14 protein-coding genes are annotated in these 16,041 nt (G+C 68.4%); 6 read left to right on the forward strand and 8 right to left on the reverse strand.

The genetic code is table 11. The features are described from left to right. Window positions 1–59: 59 nt before the first annotated feature. On the reverse strand, window positions 60–1,202 hold the full coding sequence (locus VET27_RS03070) for a type VII secretion-associated protein (RefSeq protein WP_526515016.1): 1,143 nt from the start codon (window positions 1,200–1,202) through the stop codon (window positions 60–62). Further along, the gene (gene eccCa, locus VET27_RS03075; RefSeq protein WP_526515018.1) at window positions 1,199–4,792 is read right to left on the reverse strand and encodes a type VII secretion protein EccCa; all 3,594 of its coding nucleotides are present in this window, start codon (window positions 4,790–4,792) and stop codon (window positions 1,199–1,201) included. Before eccCa ends, VET27_RS03070 begins: the two co-directional genes overlap by 4 nt. Before the next feature lie 121 nt (window positions 4,793–4,913). Between eccCa and eccD the strand changes: the two genes are divergently transcribed. Next, window positions 4,914–6,194 carry a type VII secretion integral membrane protein EccD gene (gene eccD, locus VET27_RS03080; protein ID WP_526515020.1) on the forward strand — a complete coding sequence of 427 codons (1,281 nt, stop codon included), beginning with the start codon at window positions 4,914–4,916 and terminating at the stop codon, window positions 6,192–6,194. Next, window positions 6,191–7,558 (forward strand): type VII secretion-associated serine protease mycosin, encoded by a 1,368-nt coding sequence (gene mycP, locus VET27_RS03085; RefSeq protein WP_526515022.1) that lies wholly within the window; start codon window positions 6,191–6,193, stop codon window positions 7,556–7,558. Before eccD ends, mycP begins: the two co-directional genes overlap by 4 nt. Here mycP and eccB read toward each other — a convergent pair. Both eccB and VET27_RS03095 read right to left on the reverse strand, forming a co-directional pair. Further along, the gene (eccB, locus tag VET27_RS03090; RefSeq protein WP_526515024.1) at window positions 7,523–8,920 is read right to left on the reverse strand and encodes a type VII secretion protein EccB; all 1,398 of its coding nucleotides are present in this window, start codon (window positions 8,918–8,920) and stop codon (window positions 7,523–7,525) included. The genes mycP and eccB overlap by 36 nt on opposite strands. A 58-nt stretch (window positions 8,921–8,978) precedes the next feature. Beyond that, window positions 8,979–9,539, reverse strand: a complete 561-nt coding sequence (locus VET27_RS03095; protein WP_526515026.1) for a CGNR zinc finger domain-containing protein — start codon at window positions 9,537–9,539, stop codon at window positions 8,979–8,981. 126 nt (window positions 9,540–9,665) lie between these two features. On the opposite strand from VET27_RS03095, the gene VET27_RS03100 reads away from it, so the two are divergent. From VET27_RS03100 to VET27_RS03115, 4 genes are read left to right on the forward strand one after another with little or no spacing between them, the layout of a single operon-like run. Then, a complete protein-coding gene (locus tag VET27_RS03100) occupies window positions 9,666–10,640 on the forward strand; it encodes an EamA family transporter (RefSeq protein WP_526515147.1) in 975 nt (324 codons plus the stop codon). A gap of 39 nt (window positions 10,641–10,679) precedes the next feature. Then, window positions 10,680–11,324, forward strand: a complete 645-nt coding sequence (locus VET27_RS03105; protein WP_526515028.1) for a cutinase family protein — start codon at window positions 10,680–10,682, stop codon at window positions 11,322–11,324. A 24-nt stretch (window positions 11,325–11,348) separates the two neighbouring features. Then, a complete protein-coding gene (locus VET27_RS03110; RefSeq protein ID WP_526515030.1) occupies window positions 11,349–12,014 on the forward strand; it encodes a cutinase family protein in 666 nt (221 codons plus the stop codon). Between the two features lie 48 nt (window positions 12,015–12,062). After that, entirely contained in the window at window positions 12,063–12,749 is a 687-nt protein-coding gene (locus VET27_RS03115; RefSeq protein WP_526515149.1) for a cutinase family protein, read from the forward strand. Here the strand turns inward: VET27_RS03115 and truA are convergent. From truA to rpsD, 4 genes are all read right to left on the reverse strand, one after another. Beyond that, window positions 12,746–13,621, reverse strand: a complete 876-nt coding sequence (gene truA, locus VET27_RS03120) for a tRNA pseudouridine(38-40) synthase TruA (RefSeq protein ID WP_526515151.1) — start codon at window positions 13,619–13,621, stop codon at window positions 12,746–12,748. The genes VET27_RS03115 and truA overlap by 4 nt on opposite strands. A 17-nt stretch (window positions 13,622–13,638) precedes the next feature. Then, window positions 13,639–14,268: a 50S ribosomal protein L17 gene (gene rplQ / locus VET27_RS03125; protein WP_526515032.1), complete on the reverse strand. Its 630-nt coding sequence runs from the start codon at window positions 14,266–14,268 to the stop codon at window positions 13,639–13,641. Window positions 14,269–14,297: 29 nt separating this feature from the next. After that, window positions 14,298–15,350: a DNA-directed RNA polymerase subunit alpha gene (locus tag VET27_RS03130; RefSeq protein ID WP_526515034.1), complete on the reverse strand. Its 1,053-nt coding sequence runs from the start codon at window positions 15,348–15,350 to the stop codon at window positions 14,298–14,300. Between the two features lie 78 nt (window positions 15,351–15,428). Continuing rightward, window positions 15,429–16,034: a 30S ribosomal protein S4 gene (rpsD, locus tag VET27_RS03135; RefSeq protein ID WP_526515036.1), complete on the reverse strand. Its 606-nt coding sequence runs from the start codon at window positions 16,032–16,034 to the stop codon at window positions 15,429–15,431. Between the last annotated feature and the right edge of the window lie 7 nt (window positions 16,035–16,041).

Consider the following 16,041-nt stretch of genomic DNA (forward strand, 5'->3'; position numbering starts at 1 on the left):
TTGCGGTCGTATGAATGATTGGACGCGCCTTCGCCGTATTCGGTTCCCTTGTGCATGAATCACTTTCGCCCGACGGCGTGTGCCGAACGGATCGCCCTATCACACAGAACCACGGGACCGGGGTGATCGGCAGCGCCCTGACAACCGATCGCGATCCGAACGTCCCCATCGAGCAGCACCGTCCAGTCGACGCGCCGGTCCGTACGGATCTCCCGGTAGGTGACGGCGGCACGTTGCGCCCGCTCACCAACTGCGGTGAAGTCGACGAACACCCCGTCGGGCTGCTCGGCGAGGGCATTTCTCAGTGCCTCGGCGGCGGCTTCCAACGTCTGGGCGTCGGGCACCCAGGACTGCGTCACGTGGATCGCATCGAGCGTATTCACCGGCGAAACCACCTGCACGCGAGCCGATCCCGACCCAGCCGTGATCCTCTCGACGGTCCAGTGCGAAGGCACCTCGACGGCAACACGCCCTTCGACGAGCCAGGCCCCGTCGGGGAGCTCCGCCGCGCCGGCGTCGAGACCCAGGGCCGCCGCCGTCAATGCGCCCGCCGACAGGATCGCCACCGCCACCGCGGCTGCACGCGGAGTCAGGCGCCGCCGGATCGAGGGTGCATCGCAGCCGGCTTCGCCGTGCTGTCGACGGACGGCCCCGACGAGCGTCTGGTCGTCTGCCACCGTCACGTCGACGCCTCGGCGGCGCAGCGCCCGAACGAGTTCGGTACCGAACGGTGTGACACTGGGAGGGACGTCGATGGTCACGGCGGCCAGTCCTTCGACGCAGGCGACCACGGCGTCGAGGACACCCGAACCTGCATTCACCCGTGTGATGACGTGCCGTTGCGCATCCGCATGGACGACGACCAGTTCGGGCGACAGCTCCAACACCGTGGCGGCCGTGGCCAGCACCTCTGCCCGGCTGAGCACGACGACGTTCGCGGACCACTCTCCAGCCGACGCGCGGATGCGCTCGACGCGAGATCTCGGCCACCACGACGGGCATATCAGCGACAGCCGGGCGCACGAGCCGTGCACCGCCGACCCCAGCACGTCTCGCCACAGGTCGTCGACGGAAACCACCCGGTCATCGACCAGCGCAAGATCGTCGTCGATCGATTCCATTGCCAAGGCGGCCATTTCGCGATCGACGACGCCGGGTCCGCTGACCAGAGTGGGTCCGACCACGACGACGGCCTCGCTCACGATGGCTCCGTCCACGACACCTGGACCAGGTGATCGGCGTGCCCGCGCCGTATCAGCGTGCCGCGACCCGCAGGCAGCGACGACGGCCGCACCGAGCCCAGGAGGACCCCCTCGTCCGGGCCGGCGCTCATCATCAACCCCGCGCATCCCAGATCCCGCAGCCGCGCAAGGATCGGGTCGAACATCGCGCGGGCCGCACCGCCGGAGCGACGTGCGATGACGAGGTGCAGGCCGAGATCCCTCGAGTGCGGGAGCAAGTCCAGCAGTGGCAGAAGCGGATTGCCGGACGTGCCGGCCACCAGGTCGTAGTCGTCGACGACCACGTAGACGTCCGGCCCCGACCACCACGACCGGTCCCGCAACTGCCGCTGGGTGACGTGTTCGCCCGGCAGTCTGCCGTTCAGGAGGCTCACCGTGGCGGCCACGTAGGATTCGGCCGACGCAGCGGACATCGCATACCCGAGGAGGTGGTCGGATTCGACCACGCCGAGCAGTGTCCTGCGGAAGTCGACGACGAGGATTCGGGCCGCGTCGGACCCATGGTTGCGCACGATTTCCCGGCACAGGACACGCAGCGTGGCGGTCTTCCCGCATTCGGTGTCACCGAGGATCAGCAGATGAGGCGACGCCGTGAAATCGACGGCCGCGGGCCGCAGTGCGTCCTCGCCCAGGCCGATGGCGACACGATCGGGAGACTGCGCGGCTACCTCGTCGTGCGGAACTCGCGACGGGAGGAGTCGTACGGGCGGCGCCACCTGATCGGGGTAGCGCGCTGCGAGGGCAGTCGCATCGATGCCATCGGGGATGGCGATCACGAATTCGAGCCCCTCGCGGGTGATTCCGTGGCCAGGAGGGCGGGCGCCGAGCAGGCGGGCGCGCTTCCTGTCCATCTCCGAATCGGCCGGGTCGCCGAGACACAGTTCGATGCGGGTGCTCAGTTGATCCTTCACGGCCGGCCGGATGTCGGCCCACCGGGATGCGGTGAGGACGACGTGCACTCCGACTGAGAGTCCCTGTGCGGCGATCGCGGTGACGGCCTCCTCCATGCCCTCGAACTCTTGGCGCGCCACCGCCCAGCCGTCGATCACCAGGAACGTGTCACCGCCGACCCACGCATCGCCAGCGCGTCGTCGAGCCTCGCGGTCGCGCAGAACACCCTGCACGTGCGCGACGATCCTGCGGGCGAGATCGCGGTCCGATCTGCCTGCAATTGCCCCGACGTGGGGCAGCTGCCTCAGCGATGACGACGACCCGCCACCGAAGTCCATGCCGTAGATCTGCACCGTGTCGGGATCATGGGTCGCTGCCAACCCCACGACCAGGCTGAGGAGCGCGGTCGTCTTCCCCGACCGCGGGCCGCCGACGATGGCCACGTTCCCGCCGGCGGCCCGCAGATCGACCAGCAAGGTGTCGCGTCGCTGCGCAAAGGGGTTGTCCACCAACCCGATTGGCACGACGAACCGCGGTTGCGGGTGCCCGGCGTCGGTCAGCAGCGTGCCGAGCGAGGGCGACACGTCCAGCGGCGGGAGCCATATCTGGTGTGCCGGCTGACCCTGATCGGCCAAACCGTCGACGACGACGTCGAGCAGCGTTCGGGATCCACCGGCGCCGATGTTCCCGCCGGTCGAGGGCTCCTCAGTACGCGCCGTGAAGAGACACGGCACCGTGCTGTGGGGCGCTGCGCCGGCGGTGACCGGGCCCGACACGAACGCGGTCTGGAACCGGACGAGCTCACCGGACGCCGTCTTGAGAAGAGCTGCTCCCGGCATGCCGGGGAGCTCGTAGGCATCCGTGGTCCCGAGTACCGCGCGTGACTCACTCGCGGAGAACGTCTTCAAGCAGATGCGGTACGACAGATGGGTCTCCAGACCGCGTAGCCGTCCCTCGTCCAGACGCTGACTGGCCAGCAGCAGGTGGATACCGAGCGATCGTCCGACGCGGCCGATGGCCACGAACAGCTCGGCGAAGTCGGGATGCTGGCTGAGCATTTCGGAGAACTCGTCGACGATGATGAACAGGGCGGGCAGCGGCGCGAGATCGGCGCCTCCGGCACGCGCAGAGTCGTACTCACCGATGTTCGGGAAGTGCCCCGCAGCCCGGAGCACCCGTTGTCGGCGCGTCATCTCCCCGGCGAGTGCGTCCCGCATGCGCGCGACCAGGTGTGCCTCTTCCGCCAGGTTGGTCACCACCGCCGCGACGTGTTTGAGTCGCTCGAGGCCGAGAAACGTTGCCCCACCCTTGAAGTCGATGAGGACGAGGTTCAGTGCGTCGGGTCCGTGGGTGCTGACCAGACCGAGTGCCAGCGTCCGCAAGAACTCCGACTTGCCGGATCCGGTGGCGCCGACGCACAATCCGTGCGGCCCCATGCCACCCCGTGCCGCCTCCTTGAGATCCAGTTCGACCGGTTCACCGCCGTCGGCTGCGCCGATGGCCACGCGAAGCCGGTGCGGACCCAGCCTTGGCCGCCATGCCTTCCCGACATCGAGGTGTCCGGGGTTACCGACACCGACCAGTTCAGGCCAGTTGGAGGTGCCCACCGTCCCGCTGGACAGCGCCGGGAACGGCGCGAGCCTTCTGGCGCACGCCACCGCCTGCGCGGTCGGCAACGAGTCTGGACACTCGAAGGCTCCCACGGCATCGACGTCCAGACGCAGACAGTCACCGGTTGACTGGCCGATCGCTATCACCGTTGCGCCGTCACCCAGCAATTCGACACGTTGGGCGCCGGGGCCTCCCACGTCACCATCGACGACGACGATTCGATGCACCTGTGGGCGGGGCTCCCTGGAATACCCATGATGGGGAAGCCATTTCAGCCACTCCCAGTCTCGGTCGGCGCGACTGCCGACCGCGCTGACCGCGACGACATCCGGGCCGTGCAACACCGTCAGCTGGCACACCATCGCCCGCACCAGACCGCGCGCCGCGTCGAGGGCGCCCTCGACGGCGATGCGGGGATGCATCCGCAGGTCGACCGTGATCGGTAGGCCCGGCACCATCGATCGCTCCGCAACCAGGCGGTCGATCGCGTCCACGGCGACCGGATCCCGCGATTCGACCTCGCCGAGTTCGGGAACGACCAGGGCGGTGGCCAGCGGACGCGTACCGATCCCGACCCGCACCTGGCAGAAGTCCCCGTCACCGGGGCGGCGCTCCCACATTCGCGGTCCGCCTACCAGAGTCCACGATGACGCCGGATCGGGATGGCTCCAGTGAAGTGACGCATGTTGGGCGGCAGCGGTTCTTGCGAGTTCCTCGTCCAGGCCGTCGAGGTAGCGGAGGTAGGCGCGTCGGTCCCCGTCGAGCTCCCCACCGCGCCGCGCTCCCCTGGACTGGTAGGCCACGGAACCGAGCACCGACACCAGCATCATGACGGGAAGGAACAGGAACATCGGACTGCGCGACGACGCCGCTCCCGAGGTGAAGTACAGCACCGTCATACCACCCATCGCCAGGAGCATCACCACCGGCAGCAGCTTGCCGACGACGTTCGACGGTGGGTCCTTCGGCACGTCGGGTGGCCGCTTCACGACGATCGCGCCGTCGCCGTAGACCGGTGGTGGCAGACGCGGTGAGCGCAAGAGTTCCATCGGTCTAATGGACGCTGCAGGAACCGTTTCCGTTCCATGCCGCACAAAGAGAATTGGTGACCGAACCCTCCCTCGGATGGGGCTACGGTGATGGCGGTGGCACTAGCTCGGGGGTGATCCGGTGTCCGTTTCCAGGGTGTGCATTCAGGCCGACCGCGACGGTGATCCGGTGGCGGTCGACGTCGCGCTGCCGTCGGGTGCACCGGTCGCAGATCTCCTACCCGCAATCGTCGGGTTGGTCGACGACCGCGCCACACCCGGTGACGCGGCTCGCCGCTGGCGACTCGATCGCCTCGTCGGCGGAAGCTTGGAGGAGTCTTTGTCGTTGATCGACAACGGCGTTCGCGACGGCGAGCTACTCATCCTCAACGCCGACCACGCGCCGACGCTAGGACCGATGCGTCGGGCAGCGTGCCAGGTGGCAGTCGGGGCTCGGGCACCCGAGAGCCAAGGCGTCGACTTGCTTCCCGGTGTCGGGTGCGTGCTCGCCACGGTGCTGGCGGCGGCGGCACTGGCGTGGACCGCCGGTTCGGAGGCCGCGACGGTGAACGCGATCATCGCCGCCGTGGGTGCGGCCGCCGCAGCGGCGGTGACGATGGCCACCGGTTACGCGACTGCACCTAGCCTGGCGGTGGTGTCCCTGACCTGCGCGACCGGTTTCCTCGCCGTGCCGTCGGGCCCTGCGGCGCCGAACGTCTTCCTGGCCGCGACCGCCGCAGCCTGCGCATCGCTTTTCGTGCAGAGACTCTCCGGGCGGGCGTCACCGGCATTGACTGCGGCCGCGGCGTTCTCACTGTTGACGGCGATCGTGACGCTGGTGGCGATGCCGGTGGCCGCGGCCGGTGCGGCCCTCTCGACCACGGCACTCGCCCTGCTGGCGCTCGCGCCACGGTTGTCCGTGCTGATGGCAGGACTCGGCCCCGATCACTGGCATGACGACCTGACCGATCGAGCTGGGACAGGTCATGCCCTACTGAGCGGCCTCGTCATCGGCTCCGCTGCGGGCACAACTTTGGGCGTCGTGGTCGTCGCCGTCGCCGCCCACGCCGACGCGACCGCCACTGACGGCGCCGTCGCCTTCGCTGCCCTGATCGGCGCGGTGCTGCTCCTGCGGTCCAGGACCTATGTCGACCTGCCACGTCGAATCGCCATGATCGCAGGGGGATTGGTGAGCGTGATCACCTGTCTCCACCTAGCCACGAGCACGCACCGGGAGGGAGTCGGCGCGGTGGCCGGTGTTCTCCTGGTCGTCGGTCTGTACGCCGTTCGACGACCGAGGTGCGGCGCCACCGTGTCACGGATGCTCGACCGCCTCGAGTACGCCGCATTGGCGGCCGTCGTCCCCGCCGCCTGCTGGGTCGCAGGCGTGTACGCCGTCGTCGGCGGATTTTCGCTGCGATGAACGGCCTCCCGGTGCGAGGTGCACGGACCGTCGCGGTCGCGTGGGTCGTCGTCGCCACGTGGGCTGCCCCGACGGCCTCTGCCGTGACACCGCCGGCGGTCGACGACGCACTGCTGCCACCGGCGCGCCCGCCCGCTCCGCGGACGCCGACGGAGCAGACCGACGCCTGCCCTGTCGGAACCGCCGTCACCCACGCGTCGGTGACGCAACTGAACCTCGCGGATCTCGAATCGGTGTGGCGGCTGACGAAGGGAGCGGGCCAGACCGTCGCCGTCATCGACACGGGGGTCACCCGGCATCGGCTCCTGCCTCATCTGCTGCCCGGCGGTGACTACGTGTCGATGGGCGACGGTATGCAGGACTGCGACGGACACGGCACGATCGTCGCCGGAATCATCGGCGCGGCGCGCAGTGAATCGGCGGGCGCGACGTTCGGCGGCATGGCGCCCGACGCGAGCATCCTCGCGATCCGTCAGTCCAGCAACGTGTTTCGGCCCTCCGACGGTGCCGGCGGATCCGGAGTGGGAGACGTCGACACGCTCGCTGCCGCCGTCCGGACCGCCGCGGACGCCGGGGCGACGGTCATCAACATCTCCTCCGTCGCCTGCGTCCCGACCGACGAGGGACTCGACGACCGGTCTCTCGGCGCCGCCCTGGCCTATGCCGTCGACGTCAAGAACGTCGTCGTCGTCACTGCGGCAGGCAATGTCGGTGGTGCGGGGCAGTGCCCCCGACAGAACCCGCCACCCGATCCGGCCCATCCGGGTCAGCCGAGTTGGGACACCGTGGACGTCGTGGTGAGCCCGGCGTGGTACGACGACTACGTGCTGACGGTCGGCTCGGTCGACCGTGCGGGACGGGCGTCGGCCTTCACTCTGGCCGGCCCGTGGGTCGACGTGGCTGCGCCGGGCGAGGCGGTCGTGTCCCTCGGCCCGGACGGAGACGGATTGATCGACTCGGTGCCGGGAGCCTCTGAACCAGAGCCGATTTCGGGAACGAGTTACTCGGCGCCGGTGGTGACGGGCATCGCCGCGCTGGTGCGGTCGCTGTCGCCTGGTCTGACGGCGCGACAGGTGATGCGCAGGATCGAGGACACCGCACACCATCCGGCCGCCGGCTGGGATCCCTGGGTGGGTCACGGTGTCGTCGACACGCTGGCGGCGGTCAGCGCCGACGGAGTTCGACCTCAAGCGCCATCGTCACCCAGACCCGTCGTGCAGGGAGGTGCCGACGTTCCTGCCGACACCACGTCCCGTCGCGTCTCGCTGGTGGGTGCGGCGGTCTGCATCGCAGCGGCACTCGTCGCGACGACGTCGTCGGCCGGGTGGCTACGACGGCGCCGGGAGCCCATCGCGAAGGACTGACGCAGCCTCGACGCTGAGTTCGGGCCCACGGGGCAGGTGCGCGAGAATCGGCCACGGCGCAGCCTCGGGAGATTGCCCCAGTCCAACGAACTTCGCCGCGTCGTCGTCGTGGATGCCGAATGCCACGCCCGCATCGGTGACCAGAAACCTTGCTCCCGTCGTAGCGTCGTCCCCCACGATCCGGGAGGACCGGACGTAGGCACTGACGCCACCGGGCATGACCACGGCGTCGACGTTGGGTCCCTCGCCGTCGGCCTGCGCGAGGGCCGTGGCCTCCGCCGAATCTCGGTAGGGCGACTCCCCCACGACGACAACGGTGTTCGACGAGGCTCGGCTTGGTCCACCCGTTCGCCATCGCGCACAGACGGTCTGGCCGTCGGTGGCGCCGACGGGCGCACGTACGCGCTGTGGAAATGTGCCTACCGGCAGGGCGTCGGCGACCGGCAGCGTCGCGACCACGGCAGGTGCGAGGGCCGGATCAGGTCGTGCACGACGGTCGTAGGTGAACCTGATGAGATCGGCGGCCACCTCGCCGACCGACTGAAGGCCTTCGCGCAGAACGACGTAACGCTCGGTGACCTCGGCGCGCTGAATCTGGACGATCCTGCCGATGGCGACTCCCCCGAGTGCGGGCGGACCCGGCCCGCCGACTCCGGCGATGGGCGGCGGCGCGATGGCGGGCACCTCCGGCACGATGTCGAGCAGTGTTCGTGAAACGGCAACGGGCTCAATGCCTTCGAGCCGAAGGGCACGTGTCACGGCGATGTTCCGGAGGTCGACCGCGGCGCGCTGACCGTCGTACAGCAGGTAGGTCGTAGCGGCGCTCTCACCGCGCGCAGTCACCAGCACGGGACGATCCGAGTCCAAGCGATCGAGCTCCGAGTCACCGAGGGCGACAACCGTGCGCTCGCCGTCGCACACGGCCCACTCCTGGCCGCGCGCGGGTCGACCGATGGTCGCCGGGGCGCCGGGGATGCCCATCAGCGGTCCTCGCTTCGCCGCGGCGATCGATGCCTCGCCCGCAGGGACCGGGTTGGACGCGGACCGCGCGATGAGGCGTGCCGAGGCGAGGTTGAGGACGGGATGCAGGGTGTCGTCGACGCGCACGTAGAGCGCGCCCGTGTCGCGGGCGATCACGATCGGCGCGGAGTCGGGCACACCCTGCGGCCGCACCAGCCCGAGCACGGCGCCCGCCGCCACGGCGAGGATCGCCAGAACGCCACCCACGGCGAACGAAATCGACTGAGCGCGCAGCGGATCGTCGTGCATGGCGACGTCCCCGCGTACCAGTGCGTGCATCATGCGACGTACGAGAAAGTGTTGCGCACTGAGTTGCAGGCGCGTTGCCGATTGCCGAGCCATGATTCCCCCGGCCGCCAGCCTAACCGCATCGGAAGGCGCACCGTCGCACCGTTTTCCGCTACGACTCCTCGGCTGCCGACCGCCGCTCCCGGTACGCCGCCACGTGTTGTCGGTTTCCGCAGTTGCCCGTGTCGCAGAACATGCGTGACCGGTTGCGGGACAGGTCGACCAGCACGGCCTCGCAGTCCGGCGCCGCGCACGTCTTCAGCCGGCGAAGCTCACCGGCCCGAATGAGGTCGGCCAGCGACATCGCCATCTCCGCACCCATGCGCTGCCACAGCGGGTCGTGAATCGACGCGAGGTGCAGATGCCACTCCGGCATCTCGGCGTGGCGGGTCAACCACGGCGCAGCGCGGGTGTCACTCAGCAACGCGTTCACCTGACCGACCACGCGCTCCTCGTCGTCCGCGTTCGACCAGATCTTGCCGAGCCGTGCGCGTAGCTGCTGCACGGACTGGAGTTCGGCGTCGTCCCTGTCGCGGCGTCCCGTCCAGCCGAAGCCGTCCAGGTACTCGTCGAGGGACGCCATGTCACCGAGGTGCTCACCGTCGACACGGTTGGTGTTGGTCAGCACACATGCCGCACGAAGTGTGAGTTCTGTGTCATGACTGAAAATCATTTGACTCCTGACTCGGTCCGTCGGTAGCGTCACGACCAACATTGATTTTACTCATTACATGCCGGGAGGTGCCAGGTGACTGCGACGACGGACGTGCGGCCCGCCGCCGATCACTTTCGGCTCGGCATGCTGTTCGCCATCGGTTCGGCGTTCGCCTTCGGGATGTCCGGACCGCTCGCCAAGGCGCTCATGGAAGCCGGGTGGAGCCCCACCGCCGCCGTCACCGCGCGGCTGGCGGGTGGCGCCGTCGCGATGGCGATCTTCGCCACGATGATGAAGCCCAACTGGGTGCGCGAGGCGATGCAGCACTGGAAGACCGTGATCGCCTACGGCCTCGTTCCCATCGCCGGTGCCCAGCTCTGCTACTACAACGCCGTCTCGCATCTGTCCGTCGGCGTCGCGCTCCTTCTCGAGTACACCGCCCCCGTCCTCGTCGTCGGCTGGCTGTGGGCCACCACCCGCAGCAGGCCGAGCAAGCTGACGTTGGCAGGCGTGGCACTGGCCGTCGCCGGAATCATCTTGGTGCTGGACGTTTTCGCGGGCGCGCACGTCAACCTCACCGGCGTCGGCTGGGGCCTGGCCGCGGCCGTCTGCGCCGCGTGCTACTTCATGATGTCCGACGAGGTGAGTGCGGACGGCACCGAAGAAGGACGCCTGAACTCCCTCACCCTCGCCGCCGGTGGACTGGTCATCGGAGCCATCGCCGTCGGACTGCTGGGCGTCTCCGGACTGATGCCGCTGACCTTCACCGCGAACGACACCGTCGTCGCGGGTGTGACGACGTCCTGGCTGGTTCCGGTCATCGCGCTGGCATTGATTCCCACCGCGATCGCCTACACGCTCGGGATCATGGGCATCGCCCGGCTGCGCCCGCGGTTCGCTTCGCTGGTGGGCCTCGCCGAGGTGATGTTCGCCGTACTGGCCGCATGGGTTCTGCTCGGTGAGGCGCTCACCCCGACCCGGGCCCTCGGCGCGGCGGTGGTTCTCGCCGGGCTCGTGCTGGCACGCCAGGGCGATCGCACCGAGAAGGTCGCCGAGGCATCCTGGCCCGAGATGCCGGTCGACGGAGCGACCTCCGAGCAAACGGTTCGCCGCAGCTGACGCCGATATGTGAAGATGGGCTACGTGACCATGCTCAGGATGTCCGCTCGCCTGGCCGCGATCCTGTCGGCCGTCGTCTGTGCCGCCGCAACGCTGGTGGCAGCCCCTTCGGCGTCCGCGGCCCCATGCCCCGACGTCCAGGTGGTCTTCGCCCGCGGCACCAGCGAACCAGCGGGCATCGGTCGGGTCGGCCAAGCCTTGGTCGACGCCCTGACCCCGCAACTCGGCGGGCGCACCATTGCCGCATACGGGGTCAACTATCCGGCCACCTACGACTTCCTGGCGGCCGCCGACGGTGCCGCCGACGCCACCAACTTCATCAGTTCGTTGGCCACCCAGTGCCCAGGGACGCGAGTCGTGCTCGGCGGATACTCCCAGGGTGCCGCGGTCATCGACATGCTGGCGGGCATCCCACCGCTGGGCAACAAGATCGGCGAGATCGGGTCGGCCCCGCCACTGCCGCTTGACCTCGACAACAACGTCGCCGCGGTCGCCGTGTTCGGGAACCCTTCGACGAAGTTCTCGATCCCCATCACCAACTCGGTCTTCGGCGCTCGCGCCATCGACCTGTGCAAGGACGGCGACCCGATCTGCTCGGACGGCCGCAACCCGTTCGCGCACAGCGACTACGAGTCGTCCGACTTCGTCCCCCAGGCGGCGAATTTCATCGCGAGACTTGTTTAGCTCGTTTAGGCGTTACCATTTGGCGTGGCCTTCGATCTTGTTAGACGCACGACCCTCGCCGCTGCGGCGGCCTGCGTCGTCGTCATCGCTCCCGTCGTGTCGACCATCCCCACCGCGGGCCTCGGCGTGGCATCCGCCGACGACTGTCCCGACATCGAGGTCGTCTTCGCCCGCGGCACCAACGAGGCGCCGGGTCTCGGGCTGGTCGGCGGCGCATTCGTCGATTCGCTGCGCAGCAAGGTAGGCGGCCGCTCGGTCGGTGCCTACGCGGTCAACTATCCGGCCAGCTACGACTTCCTCGCGGCAGCCAACGGTGCCAACGATGCCAGCGGGCACATCCAGTACATGATGGGTGCCTGCCCCAACACCCGGTTGGTTCTGGGCGGCTACTCCCAAGGCGCGGCGGTGGTGGACGTCATCGCCGCCGTGCCCATCCCGGCCATCGGATTCACCAACCCCCTGCCCCCCAACACGCCTGACTTCGTCGCCGCCCTCGTCGCCTTCGGCAATCCCTCCGCCAAGCTGGGACTGCCCTTGACGACCAGCCCGGTCTGGGGCGCCCGATCCATCGACCTTTGCAATGGCGGTGACCCGGTCTGCCAGACCAACGGCGACTACGTCGCCGCGCACCGCTCCTACGCGGGCGGATCGACGGATGCCGCCGCGAACTTCGTGGCGGGTCTGCTGTAACCCAGCCGCTATTCGTCGTAGACGTGCGCGTCGAATCATTCGGCTAGCATCGATTCCGTGATCACTCAGCAGATTCGCAGGTTCGTCGTCGCCGCGGTCGTGTCCGCACTCACCGCGGGTGCGCTGCTGACGGTGCCCGTCGTCACGGCGGTGGGCGTGCCGACCGCGTCCGCGGCTTGCCCCGCCGTCGAGGTGATCTTCGCGCGTGGTCGCCTCGAACCCGCAGGCGCCGGCCAGATCGGCAACACCTTCGTCAGCGCACTGCGCCAAAAGACCGGCAAGAACGTCAACCTGTACGCGGTGCGCTACCCGGCGGACAACCAGATCGACGTCGGCGCCAACGACATGAGCGCGCGGGTGGCGAGCACGATGGCGAGCTGCCCCGACACCCGAATCGTGCTCGGAGGGTACTCACTTGGAGCCGCCGTCACCGACGTGGCGCTGGCCGTGCCGTTCGCCTTCTTCGGTTTCGACAACCCGCTGCCGCCGGGCGCCGACCAGCGCATCGCGGCAGTCGCTCTGTTCGGCAACGGCAGCGCGTGGGCCGGACCCATCGGGGCACTGAGTCCGATGTACCGCGAACGCACCATCGAGATGTGTCATGGGGCGGATCCGGTGTGCAACCCGGCCGACCCGAATACGTGGGAAGAGAACTGGTCCGATCACGCGGCGCGGAAATACATCGATGCCGGCATGGTGAACGAGGCCGCAGACTTCGCCGCGGGACGGGTCTAGCCGCGCTTCACCTCGTCGACCGAACGCATGTCGCGAGTCACCTTGATGCGGGCCTCGAGCTCGTCTTCCGGCGGGTAGTCGACGCCGACCAGGGTCAGACCGCGGGCCGGCGCCGTGGCGAAGTCACTCGAACGCCGGCTCGACGTCAACAGCTCGGCGCACCAACGAGGTTCGCGACGCCCCTCCCCCACGGCGAGTAGCGCGCCGACCAGCGACCGCACCATCGACCAGCAGAAGGCATCCGCGGCGACGTGGGCGGTGATCGAGTCACCATCACGCACCCAGTCCAGGCGCTGCAGGTCGCGGATCGTCGTCGCTCCCTCTCGCGGGCGGCAGAACGCCGCGAAGTCGTTGAGGCCCTGCAGCTCTCGCGAGGCCGCCCTCATCGCCTCCACATCGAGCGGCCGCGGCCACGGCGTGACGAACCTGGCCTCCTGCGGCTCCACCCCGAACGGCGCCGTCGACAGCCGGTATCGATAGTGCCGCCGCAATGCGGAGAACCGCGCATCGAATCCGGCTGGCGCCCTGGTGATGTCATGCACCCGCACATCCTCGGGAAGAAGTCTGGACAGTCGCCGCACCAGCGGGCGGAACTCCGGCTCGTCTCGAGGGGTGCGCGGGTAGGCCTGCGGAATCGCATCGGCCGGAACGTCCACGTGAGCCACCTGCCCGGTCGCGTGCACACCGGTGTCGGTGCGGCCCGCGGCCCTGGTGATCACCGGCGTCCGGAACACCGTCGACAGCGCGTCGTCGATGGTGCCCGCCACCGTCCGCTGATTGGACTGCGTCGCCCAGCCGGCGAAAGCGGTGCCGTCGTAGGCGATGTCGAGCCGAAGACGAACATGCCCGCCATCGGAGTCGATGGCGGGCATGTTCAACGTTTCGTCCACTAGGACTTGGCGTCTGCCTCGGGAGCCTCGTCCACGTCGGCGTCGACCTCGTCGGTGGCTTCGGGCGCGTCGGTGGTCTCATCGACCTCGTCGGTGGTCTCATCGACGGCGTCGACCTCGTCGGTCTCAGGACCGACGGCCGCCTCGGGCTCGACGACGGCCTGCGGGGCAGCAGCTGCCGCCACCGCTGCCGACTGCGACGACTTCACGCTCGCCGCACTGTCGCCGCCGGAGCGGCTCCGGCGGGCCCGATCGGCCTCCGAGGTGACGGTCTTCTCCCGAACCAGCTCGATGACGGCCATCGGGGCGTTGTCGCCCTTGCGTGCCTCCACCTTGATGATGCGGGTGTAGCCACCGGCGCGGTCCGAGAAGAACGGTCCGATCTCGGCGAACAGCGTGTGCACCACGTCCTTGTCCCGGATCTTCTTCATCACCTCACGCCGGTTGTGCAGCGTGCCCTTCTTGGCATGGGTGATGAGCTTCTCCGCGTAGGGCCGCAGCGCCCGCGCCTTGGGCTCGGTCGTCTTGATCCGGCCGTGCTCGAAGAGCGACGTGGCCAGGTTGGCCAGAAGCGCCTTCTGGTGCGAGGACGACCCGCCGAGGCGAGGGCCCTTGGTGGGCTTGGGCATTGCAGACTCCTAGGTAAAGACGAGACGTGTTAGAGCTGTTCGGTTTCGGCGTAGTCCTGGTCGGTGTCCAGTTCGTAGCTGGCATCGCTGTTCCAGGTGCCGGTCGCGACGTCGTAACCGGCGACCTCGGACGGGTCGAACGTGGCCGGGCTGTCCTTCAGCGAGAGACCCAGCTGGTGCAGCTTGATCTTCACCTCGTCGATGGACTTCTGGCCGAAGTTGCGGATGTCCAGCAGATCGGACTCGGTGCGCGAGACGAGCTCACCGACGGTGTGCACACCCTCGCGCTTGAGGCAGTTGTACGACCGGACGGTGAGTTCCAGATCGTCGATCGGCAGCGCGAACGAGGCGATGTGATCGGCCTCGGCCGGCGACGGACCGATCTCGATGCCCTCGGCCTCGACGTTGAGTTCCCGTGCCAGACCGAACAATTCGACCAGCGTCTTGCCAGCCGAGGCAAGCGCGTCACGCGGGGTGATCGAGTTCTTGGTCTCGACGTCGAGGATCAACTTGTCGAAGTCGGTGCGCTGCTCGACGCGGGTGGCCTCCACCTTGTAGGTGACCTTCAGCACCGGCGAGTAGATCGAGTCGACCGGGATGCGGCCGATCTCGGCGCCGGAGGCCTTGTTCTGCACGGCGGGAACGTAGCCACGGCCACGCTCCACGACGAGCTCGACCTCGAGCTTGCCCTTGTCGTTCAGGGTCGCGATGTGCATGTCGGGGTTCTGCACCGTCACGCCCGCGGGCGGAACGATGTCACCGGCGGTGACGGCACCCGGGCCCTGCTTGCGCAGGTACATGGTGACCGGCTCGTCCTCCTCGGACGACACGACCAGGCTCTTGAGGTTCAGGATGATGTCGGTGACGTCTTCCTTCACCCCGGGAACGGTGGTGAACTCGTGCAGCACGCCGTCGATGCGGATGCTGGTGACCGCCGCGCCCGGGATGGACGACAGCAGCGTGCGCCGAAGCGAGTTGCCAAGGGTGTAACCGAATCCGGGCTCCAAGGGCTCGATGACGAACTTGGACCGGTTCTCGGCAAGGCTCTCTTCGGACAGGGTTGGGCGCTGAGAGATCAGCATCTTCTTTTTCTATCTCCTTCTCGACATCCGCTATTTGATGCCGGTGGGTGGCTGCGACCGGTCGGCCGCAGCACGCATTTACTTCGAGTAGAACTCGACGATCAGCTGCTCGGTGAGCGGCACCTGGATCTGTGCACGCTCGGGCAGCTGGTGGACGAGGATGCGCTGGCGTTCGCCGGCGACCTGCAGCCAGCCCGGGATCGGGCGGTCGCCTGCCGTCTGCCGCGACAGCTCGAACGGCAGCGTGTTCAGCGACTTCTCGCGAATATCGATGATGTCGTACTGCGAGACGCGGTAGCTGGGGATGTCGACCTTCACGCCGTTCACGGTGAAGTGTCCGTGGCTGACCAGCTGACGGGCCATCCGACGCGTGCGGGCGAGCCCGGCGCGGTAGACGACGTTGTCGAGCCGGCTCTCCAGGATCTGCAGCAGGTTCTCGCCGGTCTTACCCGAATGGCGGTTGGCCTCTTCGTAGTAACGACGGAACTGCTTCTCCATGACGCCGTAGGTGAAGCGAGCCTTCTGCTTCTCCTGCAGCTGCGTGCGGTATTCGCTCTCCTTGATCCGCGCACGGCCGTGCTGGCCGGGCGGGTAGGGGCGCTTCTCGAAGGACTGATCCCCACCGACGAGGTCGACGCCGAGGCGGCGCGACTTGCGGGTGACGGGTCCGGTATAACGAGCCATGTCTCTC

Origin of the sequence: Mycobacterium sp., from assembly GCF_035633495.1 — a bacterium.
Lineage (GTDB): Bacteria > Actinomycetota > Actinomycetes > Mycobacteriales > Mycobacteriaceae > Mycobacterium.